Below are 23,888 nucleotides of genomic sequence, written 5' to 3' on the forward strand. Positions count from 1 at the left end.
CAGAACACAAACCAGCAATCGCCAATCCGCTTGAGTTTCTTTAGAACGAAAGACTTCGTCGCCAGCAGCGCCGCCGCCCTCGTTCAGTGAGTGGGCTTATAGAACTAACCCTCCCAAACAGTCAACAGGCCATTTCGAAAAAACTGATTTTTCTTTTATGCAATTGTTTTCAAATGATAATTTTCCAACGACTGGGAAATGCGGTAGTTTCCCGGATTCCGACCGGCCTGACATGGCTCGAAAAATGAACCTTCTTCGACTTTTCCGGGGAAGAATGCTCTTTCGTCTCCTCGGCGCCCCGACATCATCACAATCTGCTGGTCTTAAGAGACACATGATTCACACAGGCAAATGCAGGCAGACTGCCTTTCCCTGGGCGATTTGACTTCCATGCCCAAAATATGCACATCTTTCGCCCCAGCCAGGATGGCCGAGAAATGCTTCCAGAGACGTCGAATGTAAGGACGCGGACCCGACTGCCATGATGACGGAGAAAATGATGATCCGCTCGTTAGGCAACGAGCCTCCGCTTCTGGCCGACGGCAGGCGTGCGCCCGACCGCCGTGAAGTGTCTCTCCGCTGGCTCTCGGGTACGTTCCTCACCGGCATTACATCCTCGGTCCTGATGGGCGTCGCGCTTTTTGCCGCCCTTGACGGCCGCCAGCAACTGGCAATCCCCGCCGAAGCCTATGCAAGTGCTGCGGCAGACGCGCACGAAGATACGACGGTGGTGCGCGGCGGAAGGCTGATCGCGCCTGCCATCGCCGCAAAACCGTCCGACCGGGCCATCATGGAAGTTTCCACAGTCGTCCACGACGGCGAAAAGGAAGTCGTACGCCGCCAGCCCTTCGCGCATGTGAAGATGACGCTGGCCGCCAACCACGTGGCGACCGAGGACTATCCCGACTTCGATCCCCTGGCGATCTTTTCCGCCGACGAACCGCAGCCCGCCCCGCAAAGCCGCACCGGCGCGATTTACGGCTCCGATGTCGAATCCGAAGTCAGCCTGAAAACCGTTTCCTTCCCGACCGGCAAGACGAGCATGAAGATGGCGTCCGGCCTGTCGCTCGAGGAGGTCGAAGAGAATGTGCGCTCCAATGGCTCGGTGCTGACGGACGGCAACACCCAGCTTGCGGCCCTCTATTACGTCGATCCGCGCCGTTTCTCCAACGAGGATGCCGATGTCGATCTGACCGCCGGTCTCTCCGCCCGTGTGCTCGAACAGAACATGACCGTCTCCGCATCGGAATCGATCACGCCGCAGACCGAGGAATTCGCCGACGACATCCTGCCGGTCCGCGCCGACACGCCGATCGCCAAGGCGCTGACGGATTCAGGCTATCCGCAGCAATATGCCGACGGCATTGCCGGTTTTATCTCGCAACAACTGGGTTCCACCGATCTCGACAAGGGCGACGTGCTGCGTATCGGCATCATTCAGAAGGGCGAACAGGCAAAGATCATCCGGGCCAGTGTCTATCGCGGCACCCGCCATCTCGTTACCGTCGCCGTCGACGACAAGGGCAGATACGTGCCCGGCAGCGAACCGCCGATGCTGGATGCCATCGCCACCGCCTTCGATGACAATTCCTTCGCGCCGCCGCCGGGCCAGAACCTGCCGCGCGTCTATGACGGCATCTATCGCGCTGCCCTTTCCTACGGCATGACCAAGGATATGACGGCGCTGATTATCAAGCTGCTTGCCAGCAATGTCGATTTCCAGGCGCAGTTGAGGCCTACCGACAGTCTCGAAGCCTTCTTCTCCGTCGCCGACAGCGCCGGCCAGGCGACCGAGGATTCCGAGCTGCTCTACGTTAACGCCCGTTTCGGCGATACGCAGACACGCTTCTACCGCTTCCAGGATCCGGAGGACGGCACGGTCGATTATTTCGACGAGAACGGTAAAAGCATCCGCCAGTTCCTGCTGCGCAACCCGGTCCCGAACGGCATTTTCAAATCCGGCTTCGGCATGCGCCGTCACCCGATCCTCGGTTTCGCCCGCATGCACACCGGCGTCGATTGGGCGGCACCCCGCGGCACCGCAATCATCGCTGCCGGCAACGGCACTGTGGAAAAAGCCGGCTGGGATTCTGGCGGTTACGGCAATCAGACGATTATCCGTCACGCCAACGGCTATGAATCCTCCTACAATCACCAGAGCGCCATCGCCAAGGGCGTTACCCCCGGCGCCAAGATCCGCCAGGGCCAGGTGATCGGCTGGGTCGGCACGACGGGCGAGTCCACCGGACCGCATCTGCATTACGAGCTGATCGTCAACGGCACCAAGGTCGATCCCCTGCGCATCCGCCTGCCGGGCGGCAAATCGCTGCAAGGTGAGGCGCTGGCGAAATTCGAGGACGAGCGCAAGCGTATCGATACGCTGCTGAACAACCAGACGTCCGACCAGGTGGCGAGCAAATAATCGCTAAAGCGCGTGGCGATCTTTCAGATTCGCTCCCTACACTTTGGCTCTTTGTTTTTACGCATGACGTTGCCGCAAAAAGCGCTGCACACTTTTGCGCGACATGCTTTAACCCTTGCGTGGTTTCGCACCCGCCAGACAAAAATGGCGGCCGAAGCCGCCATTTCTCATTCATCCGGCAAAATCGGCCTATGCCGCTTCGCTCACCGTCTGACCAGTCCTGAACTGCAGCCGGTCGGAACCATTCGTCACCTTCACCGTCGATCCGTCCGGCACCTGGCCGGACAGGATCTGCTCGGCGAGGGGATCCTGCACGAATTTCTGGATAACCCGCTTCAGCGGCCTTGCGCCGTAGACCGGATCGTAACCCTTGTTCGCCAGCCAATGGCGGGCGTCCTCGTCGAGGTCGATGACGATCTTGCGCTCGGAGAGCAGCGCCACCAGACGTTTCAGCTGGATATCGACGATCGCGCCCATCTCCTCGCGCTTCAGGCGGTGGAAGAGGATGATCTCGTCGATGCGATTCAGGAATTCCGGCCGGAAATGCCCGCGCACGACCTCCATCACCTGCTCGCGAACCGTATCGCTGTCGTCACCGTCGGCGAGCTGCGTCAGATATTCGGCGCCGAGGTTCGAGGTCATGATGATCATCGTGTTGCGGAAATCGACAGTTCGGCCCTGCCCATCCGTCAGGCGTCCGTCGTCCAGCACCTGCAGCAGGATGTTGAAGACATCGGGGTGGGCCTTTTCGATCTCGTCGAACAGCACGACCTGATAGGGCCTGCGGCGCACGGCTTCCGTCAGCGCTCCACCTTCGTCGTAACCGACATAGCCGGGAGGCGCACCGATCAGCCGGGCCACGGAGTGTTTCTCCATGTATTCCGACATGTCCATGCGCACCATCGCCGCTTCATCGTCGAAGAGAAAGCGGGCGAGCGCCTTGGTAAGCTCCGTCTTGCCGACGCCGGTCGGGCCGAGGAATATGAACGAACCGATCGGCCGGTTCGGATCCTGCAGGCCGGCACGCGCACGGCGCACCGCACGCGACACGGCCTGAACCGCATCACCCTGGCCGATCACCGATTTCGCCAGTTCGTCTTCCATCCGGAGCAGCTTGTCGCGCTCACCTTCCAGCATCCTGTCGACCGGAATGCCGGTCCAGCGGGAAACGACGTGGGCGATGTTGTCGGGGATCACCACCTCCTGCACCATCGCGCCGCGTTCGCCATCCTGCTTTTCGGCGTCGACCAGCTGCTTTTCCAGATCGGGAATGACGCCATAGGTCAGCTCGCCGGCCCGTTGGAATTCACCCTTGCGCTGGGCGATCGCCAGTTCGTTGCGGGCATCGTCGAGCTGCTTCTTGAGATCGGCGGCAAGGCCGAGCTTCTGCTTTTCCGCCTGCCAGCGGGCCGTCAGCGCATCGGCCTCCTCTTCGAGGCCGGTCAATTCGGTGTCCAGCCGCTTCAGCCGGTCGGCCGAGGCGACGTCGGTTTCCTTCTTCAGCGCCTCGCGCTCGATCTTCAGCTGAATGATGCGGCGATCGAGTTCGTCGAGTTCTTCCGGTTTGGAATCCACCTGCATGCGCAGCCGCGCCGCCGCCTCATCCATCAGGTCGATCGCCTTGTCGGGCAGGAAACGGTCGGTGATATAGCGGTTGGAAAGCGTCGCCGCCGCCACCAGCGCCGCATCGGCGATGCGCACCTTGTGATGCTGCTCGTATTTTTCCTTGAGGCCGCGCAGAATCGAGATCGTGTCTTCGACCGTCGGCTCGTCGACGACGACCGGTTGAAAGCGGCGGGCAAGCGCCGGATCCTTCTCGACATGTTTGCGATATTCATCGAGCGTGGTCGCGCCAACGCAATGCAGCTCGCCGCGGGCAAGTGCGGGCTTCAGAAGGTTGGAGGCGTCCATCGCCCCATCCGCCTTGCCGGCACCGACCAGCGTGTGCATCTCATCGATGAACAAGATGATCTCACCGTTCTCAGCCTGAACCTCATTGAGCACGGCCTTCAGCCGCTCCTCGAATTCGCCGCGGTATTTGGCGCCGGCAATCAGCGCGCCCATGTCGAGCGCCATCAGCTTCTTGTCCTTGAGCGATTCCGGCACGTCACCGTTGACGATGCGCAGCGCCAGTCCCTCGACGATGGCCGTCTTGCCGACACCGGGCTCGCCGATCAGCACCGGATTGTTCTTGGTGCGGCGCGAAAGCACCTGGATGGTGCGGCGGATTTCGTCGTCGCGGCCAATCACCGGGTCGAGCTTGCCCTCGCGGGCCTCGGCGGTGAGATCGCGTGCGAACTTCTTCAGTGAATCGAAACCCTGCTCGGCATTGGACGAATCCGCCGTCCTGCCCTTGCGAATGTCGTTGATGACCTGGTTCAGACCCTGCGCCGTCACGCCTGAATTCTTCAGCGTCGAAAAAGTCGAAGCCGAGGATTCGATTGCCAGCGCTTGCAGCAGGCGCTCGACGGTGACGAAGCTGTCGCCGGCCTTCTTTGCCGCCTCTTCAGCGGTCGAAAGCACTTTGGCGAGTGGCTGGGCCAGGTAGATGTTGCCGTTGCCGCCGGAAATTTTCGGCAGCTTGGCCAGCGCCGCGTCATTGGCAAGGCGGGCAGCCTTGGCATCACCGCCGGCGCGATCGATTAGCGAGGCGGCCATGCCCTGATCGTCGTCAAGCAGGACTTTCAGCACATGTTCGGGCGTAAATTGCTGGTGACCCTGCGCCAGCGCATAAGTCTGCGCCGACTGGATGAAGCCGCGCACCCGTTCGGAATATTTCTCGATATTCATATTCTACCTCCATGGATCGCTCTGCCCTGATGAGGCGCAGACCGATGATTGAGATCGACCCCCTGAAAAGGCAGGCCGCGCTTCACCCATCTCTGATTTGAGCGAAGCAGTCGAGGAGAATATGGTACCCTGTTCTGCGAGTTTAAAGAGCCGACAAAACGAAAATCCCCGACACGAGGCCGGGGATTTTCGTTGCAATTCTAACAGATGGCATGAACCTCGCGCCTCCCTCGAAGGAGAAGCGAAATCCTCATTCCGATGCGGCGTCGGCCAGAACCGGCGCCTCGCCGGAGGCACCCTCGCCCTCAGCGGCGGCTTCGCCCTCAGCGCCGCGACGCGGGCGACGGGGACGGCTGCCGGTGCTGCGGCGGCGGGGCTGGCGCGGCTGGCCGGCGGAGCCTTCCTCGTCCATGGCGACCTCGGCCGGAATGCCTTCGATCTCCGGCTGCGGGCCGGTTCCGTCGATCACCTCGGGCTGGGGCGCCGGTGCAGCCGCCGGTTGCGGCTGTGCCTGCGGCCGATGCTGCTGCCTGTTCTGCGGCGGCTGGACGATAACGACATCGTCGCCGTCATTGTCGTTGTTATCCATATCGTCGCCGTCGCGATCCGAACCGTCGCGGTCTGCACCATCGCGATCATACTCGCCGCGATCGTCGCGCTGGAAGCGTTCCTGCATCTGCGCCTGGGCGCTGGCGATGATACGATTATAATGCTCAGCGTGCTGGAGATAGTTCTCGGCAATCACGCGGTCGCCGGAGCTTTGAGCATCGCGGGCAAGCTGGGCGTATTTTTCGGCGATATGCTGGGCAGTCCCGCGAATTTTCACATCGGGGCCGGAGCTGTCATAGGTCCGGGTCAGCGGATTGCCGCCCTTGCGGTTGAAATTGTTATTATTGTTATTTCCACCGCCGCCGTTGTTATTATTGTTGTTACCACGCCCTCGACCGCGCTTGTTCTGCTGTCCTGGCCTCATAGATCGTTCACCTGAATTCTCTGTTTGTGATGGATACATGGCACCAACCGCCATGACCGGAAAACCGGGTCAGGACCTTTGTGCCGCGAGCATACTGCGCCTTTGCGCCGACCTGCCGCTTGGTTCTCAAGTCAGTTTGACTGATTCACGCGTTGGGTCGTGTTCAACCGTTGAAACTCTCGTTTAAAAGAGCGGACCCCCGAGGCAAACCAAGTACCGAACGAATCTCGTTCATTCCTATCTGCCCAACACGTGACCGCAACCTATATTGCTTCCCTGGGAAATCCAAGCCTTTTCTTCGCAATAACAAGAATGTCCCGCTCAATGCAGCGATTATCGCCTGTCACGCGAGCGCAAACACGAGCACTCTATCGTTCTGACCATAATCTTTTACGGATTTGAGGCACTTGAAGCCTTTCGCTTCAAAGATCGCCATCACATCGTTGCGCTGATCGTAGCCGATTTCCAGCCCGACGACCCCACCGGGCCTCATGAACCTTGCCGCATCCTTGGCGATGGCGTGGTAGGCGTCAAGCCCATCCGGGCCGCCATCCAGCGCTGCGACCGGATCAAATTTCGTCACTTCGGGAGCGAGATCGTGAATAACATTGGAAGCAATATAGGGCGGATTTGAGACAATCGCGTGAAACGAACCCTGGATGCTCTCGAACCATCTCGACTGCACGGCCTGAAAACGATCCTGCAACTCGTTTCTTTCTGCATTCGATCTTGCTGTGCGAAGTGCATCCGCCGATATGTCACTTCCGACACCCGACGCATCGGGACATTCGCTCAAAAGCGCAAGGCATATCGCCCCGGTCCCGGTTCCCATGTCAAGGATATGGAGATGGCCTTGTGTCTTTGCAAGGTCCTTGAGATAGGCAAGCACCGTATCGACCAGGATTTCCGTATCCGGCCGGGGTTCCAGCGTTTCCACCGAAAGGACAAGCGGCAGGCCGTAGAATTCCCGCTCGCCGAGAATGCGGTGCACCGGCTCATGGCCGAGCCGCCGCTCGACCGCCTTGGACATCACCTCCGCCTGCTCAGACGAAAGCCTCTCGGCCGATCGCGTCAAAAGCTCGGTCGGCGATAGTTTCAGAAGGCCCGCGACAAGCAAGCGCGCATCGGTTGCCGGGTCGGCGATACCCGCCTCGGTGAAGCGGCGGCGTGCTTCGGCGAGCGTATCGGCAACCGTCGAGCTCATTGCTGCTCGCCGAGCTGCGCCAGCTGGCTTGCCTGGTAATCGGCCATCAGCGCATCGACGACCTCCTCGATTTCGCCTTCCATCATCCGATCGAGCTTGTAGAGCGTCAGATTGATGCGATGATCGGTTATGCGCCCCTGCGGGAAATTATAGGTGCGAATGCGTTCGGAGCGGTCGCCGGAACCGACCTGGCTCTTGCGGTCGGCCGACCGCTCGCTGTCGGCCCTCTGCCGCTCGGCATCGTAGAGCCTGGAGCGCAGCACCTGCATCGCCTTGGCGCGGTTCTGGTGCTGCGATTTTTCCGAGCTGGTGACAACGATGCCGCTCGGCAGATGGGTGATGCGCACCGCCGAGTCCGTCGTATTGACGTGCTGGCCGCCCGCACCCGAAGAGCGCATCGTGTCGATGCGGATATCCTCCGGCCGGATCTCGATGTCGATCTCCTCGGCCTCGGGCAGCACCGCAACCGTTGCCGCCGACGTGTGGATGCGCCCGCCTGCCTCGGTCTCAGGCACGCGCTGCACGCGATGCACGCCGGATTCGAATTTCAGCTTGGCAAAGACCCCGCGGCCGGTGATCGTCGCGATGATTTCCTTGTAACCGCCGGCTTCGCCCTCGCTTGCCGAGAGCACTTCCACCTTCCAGCCTTTCTCCGCCGAAAAACGCTCATACATGCGGAAGAGATCGCCGGCAAAAAGGGCTGCTTCCGATCCGCCCGTGCCGGCGCGGATTTCGAGGATCGCGCTCTTTTCGTCCGCTGCGTCCTTCGGCAGAAGCAGGATCTGCATCTCCTGCTCGAGCGCCTCGATCTGCTCTTTCACCTCGGGCAGCTCCAGCTCAGCAAGGTCGCGCATCTCGCGGTCGACCGACTTGTCCTCGAGCAGCGTTTCGAGATCGGCAAGCTCGGCATTCGCCTTCTCATAGGCGCGGATCTTCGTCACGACGGGCTGCAGCTCGGAATATTCGGATGCGAGCTTCACATAGACGTCGGCAGCCGGGCCGGCCGACATGCGCGCTTCGATCTCGCCAAAACGGCGTTCCAGCTCGCGCATCTTTTCAACGGGAAGCTTCGCCACCCTTCACTCCGATTCTTCTTAACGTCTGCCTAAAGGGGAATATTGTGGCTCTCGGCGAAGCGGGCAAGCACCTCGCGCATCGGCGTCGTGGCGTGGACATCGTCCAGCACCTCGGCCATCGCCGTTGCCAGCGCCCCGACATCGAGCCCGAGCAGCATCGCCTTCACCGGTCCGATCGAGGCCGGCGACATCGAGATCGAGCGGAAGCCGATGCCGAGCAGCGCCATTGCCGAGATGGGCTTGCTGGCGAGTTCGCCGCAAAGCGTCACCGGCGTCCTGTTCCGATCGGCGCCGCGCACGATGTCGCGCAGAATGCGCAAAAACGGTTTGCCGAGCGGGTCGAACCGGTCCGAGACCCGCGCATTGCCGCGATCGACCGCCATCGAGAACTGGAAAAGGTCGTTCGAACCGACCGAAACGAAATCCACCGCCTCCATCAGCTCGTCGAGCTGCCAAAGCAGTGCAGGCACCTCCAGCATCGCTCCGAATTGCAGCTTGCGCGGCAGCCCGTGGCCGAAACGCGACAGATGCTGCACTTCCTTCTGTAGCAGCTCGCGCACCACCTTCAGCTCGGAAACCTCGGTCACCATCGGCACCATCAGCTTCAGCTCGGTATCGGCCGAAGCCTTCAGGAGGGCGCGCAGCTGGGTGCGCAACAGCCCCGGCCGGTCGAGCGACAGCCGGATGGCGCGCCAGCCGAGTGCGGGATTTTCTTCCTCGTGACCGCGGAAATAGGGCACGACCTTGTCGCCGCCGATATCGAGCGTGCGGAAGGTGACGGGGCGGCCCGCCGCCTGTTTTATCACATTACGATAGAACTGCTCCTGCTCGTCCGCCTTCGGCATGGTGGAGGCGATCATGAACTGCAGTTCGGTGCGGAAGAGGCCAATGCCCTCGGCACCCGATTCCGAAAGCTGCGGCAGGTCGACCAACAGCCCGGCATTCATCATCAGCGCGATCCGCTGCCCATCCTTGGTCACCGGCTCGACGGCGCGCAGCGCCCGGAACTGCTCCTGCCGCCTGGCGCGGAAGCGAACCTTTTCCTCGTAGGAACGTCGGTGATCGGCCATCGGCCTGAGATGCACATGCCCCTCGTCGGCGTCGATGATCACGGCATCGCCGTTCTCGGCGAGCGCCACGACACCGGCCGCCTGGCCGATAACCGGAATACCCATGGCCCGCGCAACGATCACCACGTGGCTCGTCACCGCGCCTTCTTCCAGCACCAGCCCGCGCACATTGGCGCGCGGATAATCGAGCAGCTCGGCCGCCCCCATGGCGCGCGCCAGGATGACCGCGTCGTTGGGGAAACCTTCGGCGGTCGTCCGCCCGGTATACCCGGTCAATTGTCTGAGCAGCCGGTTCGCCAGATCCTCGAAATCATGCATGCGTTCGCGCAGATAGGGGTCGGTCAACCGCATCATCCGCGCCTTGGTGTCGCTCTGCACCTTCTCGACCGCCGCTTCCGCCGTCAGGCCGTTGCGGATCGCCTCCTCGAGCTTGCGGACCCAGCCCTGGTCATGCGCGAACATGCGATAGGTTTCGAGCACCTCGCGGTGCTCGCCTTCCATCGACACGTCGCGGCGCGACAGCATGTCGTCGATCGAGATCCTGAGCGAGCCCATGGCTTCGGCGAGCCGCCGGATTTCCTTCTCCGCATCTTCGTTGAGCAGGTTGGTGACGACGATGCGCGGCTCGTGCAGCACGACGTAACCGAGGCCGATGCCGTCATTATACGTGTCGCCGTCGACGGTTACCGAACGCGTCAGGTCGAGTTCGAGGCCCGGCTTGGTGATCTTTTTCAGCTCGCCGGTGGCGATCATCTCGGCGAGCACCATCGCCGTCGTCTCGAGCGCTTCCAGCTCTTCCTCGCGATAGGTACGGCTCGCCTTGTTCTGCACGACGAGAACGCCGAGCGAGCGCCCGGTCCGAAGGATCGGCACGCCGAGGAAGGAATGGTAGATCTCTTCGCCGGTTTCCGGCAGGTAGCGGAACGCAGGATGCGACTGTGCGTCGGAAAGGTTCAGCGGCTGGGCCGAGGCAGCAATCGTGCCGACCAGGCCCTGCCCCATCTTCAATTGCGCCAGGTGCACGGCTTCGCGGTTGAGGCCTTCGGTGGCATAGAGTTCGAGCACGCCATCGGCGCGCAGCACGTAAACCGAGCAGACCTCGGCCACCATGTTACCGGCGATCTGGCGGACGATCCGGTCAAGACGATCCTGCGGCTCCAGCGGCTCCGCCATCAACTCGCGCAACCGCCTGAGCAGCACGCGCGGACCGCCGGAAAGGTCTCTCATGGCGTCTCAAGCTCCCGAAACAAAGCACTCAGTCCCGGCGGGCCGGCCCTCGTCTCCTCAACCTGAAGGGGCAGGCCGCCCACTGGGAATCAATTCTTATCCAGACCGTAGCAGGAATGCAAAGTCCTGACAGCCAGTTCCGCATAAGGACCGTCGATCAGGATGGAAATCTTGATCTCGGAGGTGGTGATCGCCTTGATGTTGATGCCTTTTTCGGCAAGTGCACGAAATGCGGTAGCGGCAACGCCGGCGTGACTGCGCATGCCGATGCCGATGACCGAGACTTTCACCAGCCCCGATTCGTTCTGCACGACATCGTAGCCGATCTTCTCCTTATGGTCGCTAAGCACCTTGATCGCCTTCTCGACGTCGCCCGATGGCACCGTGAAGGTCATGTCGGTCTTCGACCCGTCCTCGGAGATATTCTGGACGATCATGTCGACATTGATATGGGATTCGGCGAGCGGCCCGAAGATCGCCGCGGAGACGCCCGGCCGGTCGGCAAGACGGCGAAGCGAGATCTGAGCCTCATCCTTGGCATAGGCGATGCCGGTGACTACTTCCTGTTCCACGATTTCATCCTCGTCACAAATCAGCGTTCCGGGCGGGTTTAGCAGATCGCCCATGCCCGGAGCATCGGGATCTTCGAATGACGAGCGCACGAAGGTGCGCACCTTGTGCACCATGGCGAGCTCGACCGAGCGCACCTGCAGCACCTTGGCACCGAGCGAGGCCATTTCGAGCATTTCCTCGAAGGCGATCTTCTTCAGCCTGCGCGCCTTCGGCACGATGCGCGGATCGGTTGTGTAGACGCCGTCGACATCTGTATAGATATCGCAGCGATCCGCCTTGACAGCCGCCGCGATCGCGACGGCCGAGGTGTCCGATCCGCCGCGGCCAAGCGTCGCGAGCCGGTTGTCGGGTCCCAGTCCCTGGAAGCCGGCGATGACGGCAACCTGCCCCTCGCCCATCCGCTTGACGATGTCGGAACCGTCGATCTCCATGATCCGCGCCGCGCCATGGGCGTTATCGGTGCGGATCGGGATCTGCCATCCCTGCCAAGAGCGCGCATTGATATCCATCGCCTGCAAAGCGATCGCCAGCAGTCCCGAGGTTACCTGCTCGCCGGAAGCGACCACCGCGTCATATTCGCGCGCATCGTAAAACGGCGAATTGGCGCCGATCACCTTCGGCATGCCCTGCACCCAGCCGACCAGCTCATTGGTCTTGCCGGACATGGCCGACACCACCACCGCCACCTCGTGGCCGGCGTCGACTTCGCGTTTGACATGGCGGGCGACGTTCTTGATGCGGTCCAGGTCAGCGACGGACGTGCCGCCGAATTTCATTACGATGCGTGCCATATGCCTCTACCACGACTGGCGCCGGGAAAGCGGAAAACCGGACCCGGCATCACGAAAGCTCTGGGGCGGACCGCTTGGCCGGAGAGCCGGCTCCCGACTTCTGGAACCGCTCTAAAAGCCCGGGTCCCCAAGGCCCCAAGTTGCGGCGTCTCTTAGCGAGTTTGGCGGGGGGAGGCAAGCGCGCACGACAAAAGCGGTTGGCGAGCAGCTCCGCGCTCCTCAGTCCTCTGGTCCGCGCCCCTTGACTTATGCCTCCGATCGTCCGACTTCACATCCTGCGAACGAAGGAGTGGACGATGACGGAAGGCGCCAGAAGCACGATCGACCAGGGCGAAGTGGACCGCTTCTCGGCGATGGCAGCGGAATGGTGGAGCCCGACCGGCAAGTTCAAACCGCTGCACAAATTCAATCCCGTCCGCCTCGCCTATATAAGAGACAAGGCCTGCGAGAATTTCGGCCGTGATCCGAAGAGCGCGCGTCCGCTGGAAGGTCTGCGCGTGCTTGATATCGGCTGCGGCGGCGGCCTGTTGTCCGAACCTGTCGCCCGCATGGGCGCTTCCGTCACCGGCGCCGATCCGTCCGAGAAGAATATCGGCATCGCCTCGACCCATGCCAAGGCCTCCGGCGTTTCGGTCGACTATCGCGCCGTCACCGCCGAGGAGCTCGCCGACGCCGGCGAAACCTTTGATATCGTTCTGAACATGGAAGTGGTCGAGCACGTCGCCGACGTCGAATTCTTCATGACGACCTGCGCAAAAATGGTCCGCCCTGGTGGCCTGATCTTCGTTGCGACCATCAACCGCACGATGAAGGCGGCAGCCCTTGCCATCTTCGCCGCCGAGAATATTCTGCGCTGGCTGCCGCGCGGCACCCACCAATATGAGAAGCTGGTGCGCCCAGAAGAGCTGGAAAGGCCATTGACGGCAAGCGGCATCGAGATCACCGACCGCACCGGTGTCTTCTTCAATCCGCTGTCGAACCAATGGAACCTGTCCAAAGATATGGACGTGAATTATATGCTGTTGGCCAAGCGGTCTGCATAACTCCACCGGAAGGCCAGACGCGCGGACGTCAGTTCACATCCTCGGGCAACACGGGAATGGCAGCAATCTCGATGCCCTCTTCGAGCAGCGCCTGCGCCTCGTCGACCGTCGCCTGGCCGATAATGCCGCGGGCATCCGCCTCGCCATAATGGATCTTGCGGGCTTCCTCGGGAAACTGCGTGCCGACATCCTCGGAATTGGCCTTGACCGCCGCGACCGCTTGCTTGAGCTTTTGCAGTGCCTCCTGGCGCATGGCATCCATCGCCAGCGTCTGCCTCTCGTCCTTCCTGCGTGCCGTCGATACCGAAGGTGCCATCAACAGCTTGGAGACGGCGGCGGAATGGCAGACCGGGCAGGTCAAGAAACCGGTCGCGACCTGGCGGTCGAAATCGGCGCTTTCAGAAAACCAGCCTTCGAATTCATGGGCATTGTCGCAAGTGAGGGAATAGCGGATCAAGCGGCGACGCCTCCGGCGACTGCCCCCGCAATCTTTTCGATCGAGAATTCCCGGCCGTTCCTGAGGTTCGGGATCTTGTCATGCGCGGCCTTGACGGCGCTGGGGTCGATCTCGGCAATGATGACCGCCTCGCCGGTGGCGCCGGCCGAGGCCAGCACCGTGCCCCAGGGATCGACGATCATCGAATGGCCGAAAGTCTCGCGCCCGTCCTCGTGCCGGCCGGCCTGCGCGGCGGCAATGACAAAGACGCCGTTCTCGATCGCGCGCGCCCTGAGGAGGATCTCCCAGTGCGCCTCGCCGGTCTGCTTGGTGAAGGCAGCCGGAACCGTCATCACCTCGGCACCGGCAACCGCCTGAGCGCGGAAGAGCGCCGGAAAACGCACGTCGTAGCAGATCGCAAAGCCCATTTCGGCAAAAGGCAGCGACAAGACGCGCGCCTCCGAGCCGGCCGTATAGGCGGCACTTTCACGCCAGCTCTCGCCATTGTCGAGGTCGACATCGAACATGTGGATCTTGTCGTAGCGATTGAGGATCCTGCCGTCGGGGCCGAACAGGAAGCCGCGATTGGCGATCTTACCATCGGCAAGGGCGATCGCGGTCGAGCCGACATGCATATGGATGCCGAGTTCCCGGGCGAGTTCGGAGCCGGTCTTGACGATGATGTCATGCGTCTCGTCTGTGAGCACCGCACGCGCCGCCGCGCGGTCGCGCTGCAGCATGCCGGTCATCTCAGGCGTCTGCACATAGGTCGCGCCCTGGGCGACAGCCTCGCGCACCAGCCGCGCCATGGCGGCGGCGTTCTTAAGCGGGTCGACCCCGGAGCACATCTGGACGGCGGCGGCCTTGAAGCTCATCGGTTCGTCCTCAGGCCGCCAGCATTGGATCGAGCTTGCCGGCCCGATCGAGCGCAAACAGATCGTCGCAGCCGCCGATATGATCGGCGCCGATGAAGATCTGCGGAAAGGTGGTGCGGCCGTTCGACTTGCCGATCATTTCCTGGCGAAGGTCCGGTGAATATGTCGCATCGTGCTCGACGTAATCTACGCCCTTTTCTTCGAGAAGGGACTTGGCGCGGGTGCAATAGCCGCAGAACTGCCGCGTATAGATGGTGACGGGTACCATAATCTCTCCAGACGGATGCCGGGTATTTCTGTCATATAGGCTCGGAGAGAGCCCTTGCAAAGGTCAAAACCGTTATGTCGGCCGCACCTGCCTTGCGCAGCGTCCGGCTTGCCGCGGCGACCGTCGCTCCAGTCGTGTAGACGTCGTCGACGAGGACGATGCGCTTGCCGAAAATGTCGTTTTCGCAACCCTTGGCAATCGCGAAAGCGCTCCTGACATTATCCTCGCGCGCCTTCGCGCCGAGGCCGACCTGCTGGCTGGTGCGCTTGACGCGAATAAGCGTGGCGGCCAGCAGCGGCTTGCCTGACAGCCTTGCCATGTGACGGGCAAGTTCGGCTGCCTGGTTGAATTTGCGCGCCAGCATCCGGGTACGGTGCAGCGGCACCGGGATCAGCGTGTCGCAGCTTTCAACCGTCCCGTCGGAGGCGCGCAGCATCCAGGCGGCCATCATCGGCGCCAGATCGGTGCGATCGCGATATTTGAGCCGATGAACGAGATCACGCACCGCACGGTCGTGCGTTGCCGCCGACCGCAACCGGTCGAAGGGCGGCGGGTTAGCGATCGCCTCGGCGCTGAGGATGCCGGCGCCGAGATCGTGCGAGAAGGGAATGCCGAGCACCTCGCAATAGGGTCGTTCGATGAAGCGGATGCCGGACCAGCATTTCGCGCAGAGCCCGCGATGGCCGCCGGTGGAAATGCCGCAGACGGAACAGGCTGGCGGATAGAGAAAATCGGCAAGCGCCGAAAACGGCCGCAAGAGCTGCGCCCGCAAGAACTCCACCCGTGTTTCGCCATCGATCGGCCCCATGCGGCAGAGAGTAGCCTGTTCTCCGCGAAAGGAAAATCGCCTTGCCGCTGCTACAGAGCGGGATTAAGGACATCGTTATGGAAACGATCTTCGATAAAACCCTGATCGCCGCGCATCGCCATCGCGCGCTTGCCAATAACGACCCGAAAGCCGCCTTCCTGCTCGATATCGCCGCCGAGGAAATGGCCGAGAGGCTTGCTGTGGTCGAGCGGACCTTCGAAACCGGCGTCGAACTGCATGGCACGACCGGAGCCGCCGCCCGTGCCGCGTTGGCGACCGGCAAGATCGGCAGTATGATCCGTGTCGAAAGCGAGAAGGCCTATGCGACCCAAGGCGAAACCTTGACCGAGGCGCCGCTCGAAGATGTGCCGCTCGAGCCGCAATCGACCAATCTCGTCCTTGCGCCACTTAGCCTGCACCTGACCAACGACACGCCTGGTGTTTTCATCCAGATCCGCCGCGCCCTTAAGCCGGACGGCCTGTTCCTGGCTGCGATCCCCGGTGCCGGCACGCTGCAGGAACTGCGCGACGTGCTGCTCGCCGCCGAGGTCGAGATGACAGGCGGCGCAAGCCCGCGCGTTATTCCCTTCGCCGATGTGCGCGATATCGGCAGCCTGATGCAGCGCGCCGGCTTCACGCTGCCGGTGATCGACGCGGAAAACTACACGGTACGCTATGATTCGCTCTTTCCGCTGATGCGGGATCTCCGAGCCATGGGCATGAGCAATCCGCTTGCCGCCCGCAGCCGCATACCGCTGACGCGTGCCTTCTTTCTGCGCGCGGCAGAGATCTACGCCGAGCGCTATTCAGATCCCGACGGACGTATTCGCGCGACCTTTTCGATCATCTATGTCTCCGGGTGGGCTCCCCACGAGAGCCAGCAGAAGCCACTTCAGCCGGGTTCGGCCAAGGCACGCCTTGCCGATGCGCTCAACGTGGACGAGCACAAGCTCAGGCAATAGAGCGCGACGCCGAAAACTGTGAGCGGTTTCGGACAACATCACGCTGCAACAGTTGAGCCAACTGCTGCTTCAGTTGACGGTCATATTGTTGTTGATCACGTTGAAGACGTTCTGCAAGGCGCCGGTGAAGAAGCCAAGGCCGGAGACGAGCGCGGTGCAAATGATAGCGGCGATCAAGCCGTATTCGACCGCCGTCGCACCTGCGTCGTCCGCAAGAAATGCTTTAAAAATACGCATTACCCCAACCCTTAGCGCAAACTGAAAGCAAACGAGCATTCCACGACCATCACGTGATGGCCGGCATTTTCAGCAACCGGCGCCGACGCCGTAGCCCTGGACCACACAGACAGAGCCGGGCGTATCCTGGAGGACGCTGCGGCGGATCGTATAACGCTTGCCGCTTTCGCTCTTCGGGATCGATCCCGTCGTCATCGTATCGAATTCCGCCGGTGCGCTGGCAAAGACGCTCTTCTTCGAGGAATCCGCAAGCATCGGTGTCAGGATAAGCGTCAGGGCGACCACCGCCGTGCCGAACAAAAGGGCGATATTGAGCGCACCCGTCCTGCGCGAGGCAGACGAAACCCGTTCCTTTTCCCGGACAGCTTTCCAGAAATCATCGTCCATGACGTCAAGCCTTTTAATACACGCACGCCAGATGCTTGATTGAGGCCGATCTTTGGCAGAAGGTGTTAAACGATCCATTAATATCCACAGCCGAAAACGCCGTGGCGTGATAATAATCAGGTAACGCTAATGGATGTCGTCCGGAAGTGGGCCGCGGCTCCAGGATAACGACATGCCATGCAATTAAATTTGAACCGCGTCGCGCGAATCAAGTTCAACGAGACGCGGTTTAAAGTAGATCTTGCAGCATCGGGATCAACGGCTCGTCAGCCGGCGGCATCGGGTAATCGCGCAGCGCCTGCGGGCGCACCCATTTCAATGCCTGGCCCTCTTGACCCTGCGGAATGCCTTCATAACGCCGGCAGATATAAAGCGGCATCAAGAGATGGAAGGTTTCGTAGGAATGGCTCGCAAAGGTCAGCGGTGCCAGGCAGGCAATCTTGGTCTTGATGCCGAGCTCTTCCTCAAGCTCGCGCACCAGAGTTTCCTCCGGCGTCTCGCCGGACTCGACCTTGCCGCCGGGAAACTCCCACAATCCAGCAAGCGACTTTCCCTCGGGACGCTGTGCCAAGAGGATACGCCCATCGGCATCGATCAGCGCACAGGCGGCGACCAGCAATATTTTCCGGCCTGCCTCGCTCATCGCGGCTCCTGCTGCCAATAGCAATAGTGATAGGCGTCGCGAAAACCGAGCCGTTCATAGAGTGTGATGGCCGGACGGTTGGACAGTTTCACCTGCAGCCAGGCCGATCGCGCGCTGCGCATGCGCGCCCAGCGCAGCGCCGAGGTTAGGATCTCGGTGCCGAGCCCCTCGCGCCGCCGCGTTTCGGAGACCGAAAGCGACATGATGCCGGCAAGATCGTTGTCCTGGACGCAGAGCACGGTCGCCAGCGGCCCGTCCGCCGCATTCTCGATCATGAACAGGCCCGATGGCGGCTTGATCGCCGAAATGATTTCGGCAAGCGCCGGCTTCAAACTCAGTGGCGCCCGGTCGACGGCAAGATTGGCGTCAACGAAACGTCCGACATCATGGGTCGGCAGGTGATCGAGCGTATCTGGCAGCTCGGCCTCGGCCAGGTCGCAGGTCATCACCACCGTCTCGTCGAATTGCTTCCAGTTCTGCGCGCGGAGAAGATCGATCAGCACCGGCGAGGCAAGCGGCGTCTGGCGGACCACGGCGGTGCGGCCATAGGCTTCGAATTTCCGGCTTGCCTTTTCCAGGCGGATTTCGACGTCGCGATAGTCCGAGGGATCGAGCGGCACGATCGAATTCAGCCGGTTGGACGGGTGGCCGGCCGTCAGCCGCACCTGCCAGCTGCCGTCATATTGGACGGATGCCGCCGGCCAGGCACGAAAGCCGACGGCCTCCAGCCTGCGCACCAACGGCAGATTCTGAGAAGAGATGGATGTCTGCACCAACGAACGATCAGCTCCGATAGTCGCCATTGATCGCAACATATTCCTTGGTGAGGTCGCAGGTCCAGACGGTTGCCGTGCCGGTGCCGAGACCGATATCGACTTTGACGGGGATATCCTGCGCTTTCATGACATTAGTGGCCGCAGCCTCGGAATAATCCGGGTCACGCTCGCCATTGACGGCGACCCTGACATCGCCGAACCAGATGGCGAGCCGGTCGCGGTCGGCCATCTCGCCGGATTTGCCGACAGCCATCACGATGCGGCCCCAATTGGCGTCTTCGCCGGCGGCCGCCGTCTTGACCAGTGGCGAGTTGGCGATCGACAGCCCGATGCGCTTGGCGGCGGCATCGCTCTCGGCGCCCGTCACGGTGATTTCGAGCATCTTGGTGGCGCCCTCGCCGTCGCGCACCACCTGCAGCGACAGATCCTTCAGCACTTCGTTGAGCGCGGCGCGAAAAGCGGCAAGGCGCGGATCGTCGGCGCGTTCGATACGGGCTTGGCCGTCCTCGGCCGCAGCCCCCGTCGCAAACAGCATCAGCGTATCGGATGTGGAGGTATCACTGTCGACGGTCATGGAATTGAAGGTCGGCCCGACGCCATCGGACAGCAGCACCTGCAGCGCGGCGGGCGCAATATCGGCATCGGTGACGACGAAGGACAGCATCGTCGCCATATCGGGCGCGATCATGCCGGCACCCTTGGCAATGCCGTTGATCGTCACTGCAACGCCGCCGATCTCGGCGCTGCGGGTCGAAACCTTGGGATAGGTGTCGGTCGTCATGATCGCCTTGGCGGCCTCGAACCAGAAGTCGCCGGTGGCTTCGGTCTGCATCCGGTCGAGCACGCCGGCGAATTTTGTGGCGTCGAGCGGCTCGCCGATGACGCCGGTCGAGGCCATGTAGACCTCATTTTCGCCGCAGCCGACAGCTGATGCTGCCGACTTCGCCGTCAGTGCAGTCGCCTGGCGGCCCTTCAGGCCGGTGAAGGCATTGGCATTGCCTGAGTTGACAACGACTGCACGCGCACTGCCATGCGGCAGGTTGGCGCGGCAGAAATCCACCGGCGCCGACGGGCATTTCGAGCGGGTGAAGACGCCCGCAACGGCCGCCGGCTTGTCGAAGACCATCAGCAGCACATCGGTGCGGTTCTTGTACTTGATGCCGGCGGAAGCCGTTGCCATGCGCACGCCGCGCAGCGGCGGCATCGAGACGAAGGATTTCGGGGCGAGCGGAGAGACGGAACCGGACATGATGAAACCTGCCAATGGGCATTTCCAGGCGGAATCGAAAACGATTCGCCGTCCGGAAATGCGACAACAACAACGATATTAAAGGGCCCGGAAAAACCGGGCCCTGATGCGACTATTACTGCTTCGGCGCCGGCGCGACGGGCTCACTGCCCGGTTCCGGCTGTTTGTTGGCCTGGTCGTAACCCTTGCGCAGCGTCTCGTCGCTGATTTCGATCTTGGCCGAGGCCTTCGCCTTATTCAGAAGCTCAAGATACTTGTCGCGCATGACGAGCTGACGAACCTGGTCCTGCACCTGCTCGAAGGGCGGCGGCGGGGCGTCGCGCTTATCCTCGACCTTGATGACATGATAACCGAAATCGGTTTTAACCGGAGTCTTGGAATAGGTGCCCTTCTCAAGCGCGAAGGCTGCGTCCTCGAATTCCTTGACCATGCGGCCGCGCGAGAAATAGCCGAGGTCGCCGCCTTCCGACTTGTTCGGATCGGTGGACTTTTCCTTGGCGAGTTCGGCGAAATCCTTGCCGGCGTCGAGCTGCTTGATGATGTCCTTGGCTTCGTCCTCGGTCTTGACGAGGATATGTCGGGCGTGGACTTCCTCCTGCTTCGGCAGGGCGGCGACTTCCTTGTCGTAGCGAGCCTTGACTTCTTCAGGCGTCACGATGTCGACGACATGCTTCTTGAAGTAGGCGTTGTGCAGCTCGCGGTCCGTGAGATACTGCATGCGCTTCTTGAATTCGTCGGTCTGATCGAGCTTCTCGGCCGCAGCGTCGGCGGCGAGCAGCTTCACGTCGATGGCGGCGGAAAGGGCTGCGACTTTCTTCTGGTCGTCGGGCAGCTGCGCCAGCTGCGGATCGAGATTAGCGACGGCAAGGTCGAGTTCCGACTGGTGAATCTCCAGATTGCCAACCTTGGCGATGACGGCGTCATCGGCATAGGCCGGGGCCTGGAACGCAACAACAGTTGCGAAAGCCAGAACGGCAAGTTTGTTGGTGCTCAACATGAAATACCCTTCACAGTTACATCGCCGGTTTCAGCATCGCCTGAATCGGCCCAAAATAGCCATCAACACCGGATTGTGGCCTTTCTGTATCCGCCAAATCCGTTGACATCATTCGACCCCCCTCTTATCTGTCACGCAACCTCGCGTCCAGAACAGTTTCCGGGCGTTTTAAGGCGCGCGCCTGATTTTCGGCTGGGCCGCGAACAACAAACGCCGGGGATGAATATTGAGAAAGGACCAGTCATATGGTCAGCTTTGGCGGTATAGCCCGCAAGTTATTTGGGTCCTCCAATGACCGCCGCGTGCGGTCTTTCCAGCCGAACGTCGCTGCCATCAACTCTATCGAAGAGAAGACCAAGGCCCTGACGGACGAGCAGCTGGCGGCAAAGACCGTCGAGTTTCGCGCTCTGCTCGCCGAGGGCAAGACGCTCGACGACATCCTGATCCCGGCCTTCGCGGTCGTGCGCGAAGCCTCCCGCCGCGTTCTCGGCCTGCGGCCTTTTGACGTACAGCTGGTCGGCGGCATGATCCTGCATTCGAATGCGATCGCCGAGATGAAGACCGGCGAAGGCAAGACCCTCGTCGCCACCCTGCCGGTCTATCTGAACGCGCTGTCCGGCAAAGGCGTGCACGTCGTCACCGTCAACGATTACCTCGCCCAGCGCGATGCCGCGACGATGGGCCGCGTCTACAGTTTCCTCGGCATGACCACCGGCGTCATCGTCCACGGCCTGTCCGACGAGGAACGCCACGCGGCCTATGCCTGCGACATCACCTACGCCACCAACAACGAACTCGGCTTCGATTATCTGCGCGATAACATGAAGTACGAGAAGAACCAGATGGTCCAGCGCGGCCACAACTTCGCGATTGTCGACGAAGTGGACTCGATCCTCGTCGACGAAGCGCGCACGCCGCTGATCATCTCCGGTCCGCTCGACGACCGCTCCGAACTCTATAATACGATCGACGCCTTCATTCCGCTGCTCGTCCCCAGCGACTACGAGATCGACGAGAAGCAGCGCTCGGCCAACTTCTCCGAAGAGGGCACCGAGAAGCTGGAGGACCTGCTCCGCCAGGCCGGCCTCTTGAAGGGCAACGCGCTCTACGACATCGAGAACGTCGCGATCGTCCACCACGTCAACAACGCGCTGAAGGCCCACAAGCTCTTCCAGCGCGACAAGGACTATATCGTCCGCAACGACGAAGTCGTCATCATCGACGAATTCACCGGCCGCATGATGCCCGGCCGCCGTTATTCCGAAGGCCAGCACCAGGCGCTCGAAGCCAAGGAAAAGGTGCAGATCCAGCCGGAAAACCAGACGCTGGCCTCGATCACCTTCCAGAACTATTTCCGCATGTACGCCAAGCTCGCCGGCATGACCGGCACGGCACAGACGGAAGCGGAAGAATTCGGGAATATCTACAACCTCGACGTCATCGAGGTCCCGACCAACCTGCCGATCAAGCGTATCGACGAGGACGACGAGGTTTACCGGACCTTCGACGAGAAGTTCAAGGCGATCATCGAGGAGATTCTCGACGCCCATAAGCGCGGCCAGCCGGTGCTGGTCGGCACCACGTCGATCGAGAAATCGGAACTGCTCGCAGAGCGCCTGCGCAAACAGGGCTTCGACGACTTCCAGGTGCTGAACGCCCGCTACCACGAGCAGGAAGCCTATATCGTCGCCCAGGCCGGTGTGCCCGGCGCCATCACGATCGCCACTAATATGGCCGGCCGCGGTACCGACATCCAGCTCGGCGGCAACCTCGAGATGCGCATCGAGCGCGAACTCGGCGAAGTCGAAGCCGGTCCGGAGCGTGAAGCCCGGATCCAGGCAATCGTCGAGGAGATCAAGGAACTCAAGCAGAAGGCGCTGGAAGCCGGCGGTCTCTACGTCATCGCCACCGAACGCCATGAAAGCCGCCGCATCGACAACCAGCTGCGCGGCCGCTCCGGCCGTCAGGGCGACCCCGGCCGCTCGAAATTCTACCTCTCGCTTCAGGACGACCTGATGCGCATTTTCGGCTCCGACCGTATGGACAGCATGCTGACCAAGCTCGGCCTCAAGGAGGGCGAGGCGATCGTCCACCCTTGGATCAACAAGGCTCTGGAGCGCGCGCAGAAGAAGGTCGAAGCCCGCAACTTCGATATCCGCAAGAACCTCTTGAAGTATGACGACGTTCTCAACGATCAGCGCAAGGTGATCTTCGAGCAGCGCCTCGAACTGATGGAATCGACCAATATTTCCGAAACCGTTTCCGACATGCGCCGTGAGGTGATCGAGGATCTGGTCGACAAGCATATCCCCGAGCGCGCCTACGCCGAGCAATGGGATGCCGCCGGCCTGAAGACCGGTGCTCTGAACATTCTCAATCTCGACCTGCCGATCGAAGACTGGGTGAAGGAAGAAGGCATTGGCGAAGACGACATCCGCGAGCGCCTGACGCAAGCCACCAACGCCGCCTTCACCGAAAAGGCCGAGCGTTTCGGCGACGACATTATGCATTATGTCGAACGCTCGATCGTTATGCAGACGCTCGATCATCTCTGGCGCGAGCACATCGTCAATCTCGACCATCTGCGCTCCGTCATCGGCTTCCGCGGCTATGCCCAGCGCGATCCGCTGCAGGAATACAAGTCGGAAGCCTTCGAGCTGTTCACGAGCCTCCTTAACAATCTGCGCGAGGCCGTGACCGCCCAGCTGATGCGCGTCGAGCTGGTGCAGCAGGCCCCTGCCGAACCCGAACCGCCGCTGATGCAGGCCCATCACCTCGATCCGACCACAGGCGAGGACGATTTCGCCCCGGCGATCTACCAGGCATCGGAAGTCATCGTTTCGCCGGAGAACCGCAATCCGGACGACCCGGCTACCTGGGGCAAGGTCGGCCGCAACGAGACCTGCCCCTGCGGTTCCGGCAAGAAATACAAGCATTGCCACGGCGCCTTCGAGCAGGTCTGAGGCAAGCCCCAAAGATCGTGAAAATGCCGCCTTCGGGCGGCATTTTCTTTTCCGCGGCCGCGCAGGAAAACCGCGATTTCAGCATCGGTGACAAGCCCGATCCGGAACCGTTTCTTAA

The 23,888-nt window shown here is 61.5% G+C and carries 20 protein-coding genes; 4 read left to right on the forward strand and 16 right to left on the reverse strand.

Annotation, left to right across the window (positions count from 1 at the left end; all coding sequences use genetic code 11):
* Window positions 1–481 precede the first annotated feature (481 nt).
* Window positions 482–2,422 carry a M23 family metallopeptidase gene (locus K6N12_RS31805; RefSeq protein ID WP_097629789.1) on the forward strand — a complete coding sequence of 647 codons (1,941 nt, stop codon included), beginning with the start codon at window positions 482–484 and terminating at the stop codon, window positions 2,420–2,422.
* A gap of 189 nt (window positions 2,423–2,611) precedes the next feature.
* On the opposite strand, the gene clpB is transcribed toward K6N12_RS31805, so the two are convergent.
* The 6 genes from clpB to K6N12_RS31835 all read right to left on the reverse strand — a co-directional run bounded on the left by clpB (window position 2,612) and on the right by K6N12_RS31835 (window position 12,126).
* Window positions 2,612–5,212, reverse strand: a complete 2,601-nt coding sequence (gene clpB, locus K6N12_RS31810) for an ATP-dependent chaperone ClpB (protein ID WP_097629790.1) — start codon at window positions 5,210–5,212, stop codon at window positions 2,612–2,614.
* Between the two features lie 250 nt (window positions 5,213–5,462).
* Window positions 5,463–6,185 (reverse strand): DUF4167 domain-containing protein, encoded by a 723-nt coding sequence (locus K6N12_RS31815; RefSeq protein ID WP_097629791.1) that lies wholly within the window; start codon window positions 6,183–6,185, stop codon window positions 5,463–5,465.
* Window positions 6,186–6,528: 343 nt separating this feature from the next.
* Entirely contained in the window at window positions 6,529–7,389 is an 861-nt protein-coding gene (gene prmC, locus K6N12_RS31820) for a peptide chain release factor N(5)-glutamine methyltransferase (protein ID WP_097629792.1), read from the reverse strand.
* Window positions 7,386–8,465 (reverse strand): peptide chain release factor 1, encoded by a 1,080-nt coding sequence (prfA, locus tag K6N12_RS31825; protein ID WP_097629793.1) that lies wholly within the window; start codon window positions 8,463–8,465, stop codon window positions 7,386–7,388. Before prfA ends, prmC begins: the two co-directional genes overlap by 4 nt.
* A gap of 29 nt (window positions 8,466–8,494) precedes the next feature.
* Window positions 8,495–10,762, reverse strand: coding sequence for a phosphoenolpyruvate--protein phosphotransferase (ptsP, locus tag K6N12_RS31830; RefSeq protein ID WP_097629794.1), 2,268 nt, complete (start codon window positions 10,760–10,762; stop codon window positions 8,495–8,497).
* Between the two features lie 89 nt (window positions 10,763–10,851).
* Window positions 10,852–12,126: an aspartate kinase gene (locus tag K6N12_RS31835; RefSeq protein ID WP_012559094.1), complete on the reverse strand. Its 1,275-nt coding sequence runs from the start codon at window positions 12,124–12,126 to the stop codon at window positions 10,852–10,854.
* 296 nt (window positions 12,127–12,422) lie between these two features.
* On the opposite strand from K6N12_RS31835, the gene ubiG reads away from it, so the two are divergent.
* On the forward strand, window positions 12,423–13,169 hold the full coding sequence (ubiG, locus tag K6N12_RS31840) for a bifunctional 2-polyprenyl-6-hydroxyphenol methylase/3-demethylubiquinol 3-O-methyltransferase UbiG (protein ID WP_097629795.1): 747 nt from the start codon (window positions 12,423–12,425) through the stop codon (window positions 13,167–13,169).
* Window positions 13,170–13,197: 28 nt separating this feature from the next.
* Here ubiG and K6N12_RS31845 read toward each other — a convergent pair whose 3' ends face one another.
* From K6N12_RS31845 to K6N12_RS31860, 4 genes are read right to left on the reverse strand one after another with little or no spacing between them, the layout of a single operon-like run.
* On the reverse strand, window positions 13,198–13,626 hold the full coding sequence (locus K6N12_RS31845) for a DUF1178 family protein (protein WP_097629796.1): 429 nt from the start codon (window positions 13,624–13,626) through the stop codon (window positions 13,198–13,200).
* Window positions 13,623–14,480, reverse strand: coding sequence for a carbon-nitrogen hydrolase family protein (locus tag K6N12_RS31850; protein ID WP_097629797.1), 858 nt, complete (start codon window positions 14,478–14,480; stop codon window positions 13,623–13,625). The genes K6N12_RS31845 and K6N12_RS31850 overlap by 4 nt, the downstream gene beginning before the upstream one ends.
* A 10-nt stretch (window positions 14,481–14,490) precedes the next feature.
* Window positions 14,491–14,748, reverse strand: coding sequence for a glutaredoxin 3 (gene grxC / locus K6N12_RS31855; protein WP_097629798.1), 258 nt, complete (start codon window positions 14,746–14,748; stop codon window positions 14,491–14,493).
* Between the two features lie 31 nt (window positions 14,749–14,779).
* Entirely contained in the window at window positions 14,780–15,556 is a 777-nt protein-coding gene (locus K6N12_RS31860; RefSeq protein ID WP_097629799.1) for a ComF family protein, read from the reverse strand.
* A gap of 77 nt (window positions 15,557–15,633) precedes the next feature.
* Between K6N12_RS31860 and K6N12_RS31865 the strand changes: the two genes are divergently transcribed.
* Entirely contained in the window at window positions 15,634–16,518 is an 885-nt protein-coding gene (locus tag K6N12_RS31865) for a methyltransferase domain-containing protein (RefSeq protein WP_097629820.1), read from the forward strand.
* Between the two features lie 69 nt (window positions 16,519–16,587).
* Here the strand turns inward: K6N12_RS31865 and K6N12_RS31870 are convergent, their stop codons facing one another.
* From K6N12_RS31870 to K6N12_RS31895, 6 genes are all read right to left on the reverse strand, one after another.
* Window positions 16,588–16,755, reverse strand: a complete 168-nt coding sequence (locus K6N12_RS31870) for a Flp family type IVb pilin (protein WP_003590018.1) — start codon at window positions 16,753–16,755, stop codon at window positions 16,588–16,590.
* 69 nt (window positions 16,756–16,824) lie between these two features.
* Window positions 16,825–17,142, reverse strand: coding sequence for a hypothetical protein (locus K6N12_RS31875; RefSeq protein ID WP_003582564.1), 318 nt, complete (start codon window positions 17,140–17,142; stop codon window positions 16,825–16,827).
* 229 nt (window positions 17,143–17,371) lie between these two features.
* Entirely contained in the window at window positions 17,372–17,785 is a 414-nt protein-coding gene (gene mutT / locus K6N12_RS31880; RefSeq protein ID WP_097629800.1) for an 8-oxo-dGTP diphosphatase MutT, read from the reverse strand.
* A complete protein-coding gene (locus K6N12_RS31885) occupies window positions 17,782–18,588 on the reverse strand; it encodes a GNAT family N-acetyltransferase (protein ID WP_097629801.1) in 807 nt (268 codons plus the stop codon). The genes mutT and K6N12_RS31885 overlap by 4 nt, the downstream gene beginning before the upstream one ends.
* Window positions 18,569–19,810 carry a bifunctional glutamate N-acetyltransferase/amino-acid acetyltransferase ArgJ gene (gene argJ, locus K6N12_RS31890; protein WP_097629821.1) on the reverse strand — a complete coding sequence of 414 codons (1,242 nt, stop codon included), beginning with the start codon at window positions 19,808–19,810 and terminating at the stop codon, window positions 18,569–18,571. The genes K6N12_RS31885 and argJ overlap by 20 nt, the downstream gene beginning before the upstream one ends.
* Window positions 19,811–19,925: 115 nt before the next feature.
* On the reverse strand, window positions 19,926–20,807 hold the full coding sequence (locus K6N12_RS31895; protein ID WP_097629802.1) for a peptidylprolyl isomerase: 882 nt from the start codon (window positions 20,805–20,807) through the stop codon (window positions 19,926–19,928).
* A 245-nt stretch (window positions 20,808–21,052) separates the two neighbouring features.
* Here K6N12_RS31895 and secA point away from each other — a divergent pair, with 245 nt between their 5' ends.
* Entirely contained in the window at window positions 21,053–23,770 is a 2,718-nt protein-coding gene (gene secA / locus K6N12_RS31900; protein WP_097629803.1) for a preprotein translocase subunit SecA, read from the forward strand.
* Window positions 23,771–23,888: the final 118 nt, after the last annotated feature.

Origin of the sequence: Rhizobium redzepovicii (assembly GCF_019793435.1) — a bacterium.
In the GTDB taxonomy this organism is placed as follows: domain Bacteria; phylum Pseudomonadota; class Alphaproteobacteria; order Rhizobiales; family Rhizobiaceae; genus Rhizobium; species Rhizobium redzepovicii.

Excerpts from the sequence above, each read along its gene's own strand:
- K6N12_RS31860 (WP_097629799.1), bottom strand. The coding sequence starts at position 15,556 with ATGGGGCCGATCGATGGCGAAACACGGGTGGAGTTCTTGCGGGCGCAG.
- K6N12_RS31885 (WP_097629801.1), bottom strand. The coding sequence starts at position 18,588 with ATGGCGACTATCGGAGCTGATCGTTCGTTGGTGCAGACATCCATCTCT.
- K6N12_RS31850 (WP_097629797.1), bottom strand. The coding sequence starts at position 14,480 with ATGAGCTTCAAGGCCGCCGCCGTCCAGATGTGCTCCGGGGTCGACCCG.
- K6N12_RS31835 (WP_012559094.1), bottom strand. The coding sequence starts at position 12,126 with ATGGCACGCATCGTAATGAAATTCGGCGGCACGTCCGTCGCTGACCTG.
- grxC (WP_097629798.1), bottom strand. The coding sequence starts at position 14,748 with ATGGTACCCGTCACCATCTATACGCGGCAGTTCTGCGGCTATTGCACC.
- secA (WP_097629803.1), top strand. The coding sequence starts at position 21,053 with ATGGTCAGCTTTGGCGGTATAGCCCGCAAGTTATTTGGGTCCTCCAAT.
- argJ (WP_097629821.1), bottom strand. The coding sequence starts at position 19,810 with ATGTCCGGTTCCGTCTCTCCGCTCGCCCCGAAATCCTTCGTCTCGATG.
- prmC (WP_097629792.1), bottom strand. The coding sequence starts at position 7,389 with ATGAGCTCGACGGTTGCCGATACGCTCGCCGAAGCACGCCGCCGCTTC.
- mutT (WP_097629800.1), bottom strand. The coding sequence starts at position 17,785 with ATGAGCGAGGCAGGCCGGAAAATATTGCTGGTCGCCGCCTGTGCGCTG.
- K6N12_RS31895 (WP_097629802.1), bottom strand. The coding sequence starts at position 20,807 with ATGTTGAGCACCAACAAACTTGCCGTTCTGGCTTTCGCAACTGTTGTT.
- K6N12_RS31875 (WP_003582564.1), bottom strand. The coding sequence starts at position 17,142 with ATGGACGATGATTTCTGGAAAGCTGTCCGGGAAAAGGAACGGGTTTCG.
- K6N12_RS31815 (WP_097629791.1), bottom strand. The coding sequence starts at position 6,185 with ATGAGGCCAGGACAGCAGAACAAGCGCGGTCGAGGGCGTGGTAACAAC.
- ubiG (WP_097629795.1), top strand. The coding sequence starts at position 12,423 with ATGACGGAAGGCGCCAGAAGCACGATCGACCAGGGCGAAGTGGACCGC.
- K6N12_RS31870 (WP_003590018.1), bottom strand. The coding sequence starts at position 16,755 with ATGCGTATTTTTAAAGCATTTCTTGCGGACGACGCAGGTGCGACGGCG.
- clpB (WP_097629790.1), bottom strand. The coding sequence starts at position 5,212 with ATGAATATCGAGAAATATTCCGAACGGGTGCGCGGCTTCATCCAGTCG.
- K6N12_RS31865 (WP_097629820.1), top strand. The coding sequence starts at position 15,634 with ATGGAAACGATCTTCGATAAAACCCTGATCGCCGCGCATCGCCATCGC.
- ptsP (WP_097629794.1), bottom strand. The coding sequence starts at position 10,762 with ATGAGAGACCTTTCCGGCGGTCCGCGCGTGCTGCTCAGGCGGTTGCGC.
- K6N12_RS31805 (WP_097629789.1), top strand. The coding sequence starts at position 482 with ATGATGACGGAGAAAATGATGATCCGCTCGTTAGGCAACGAGCCTCCG.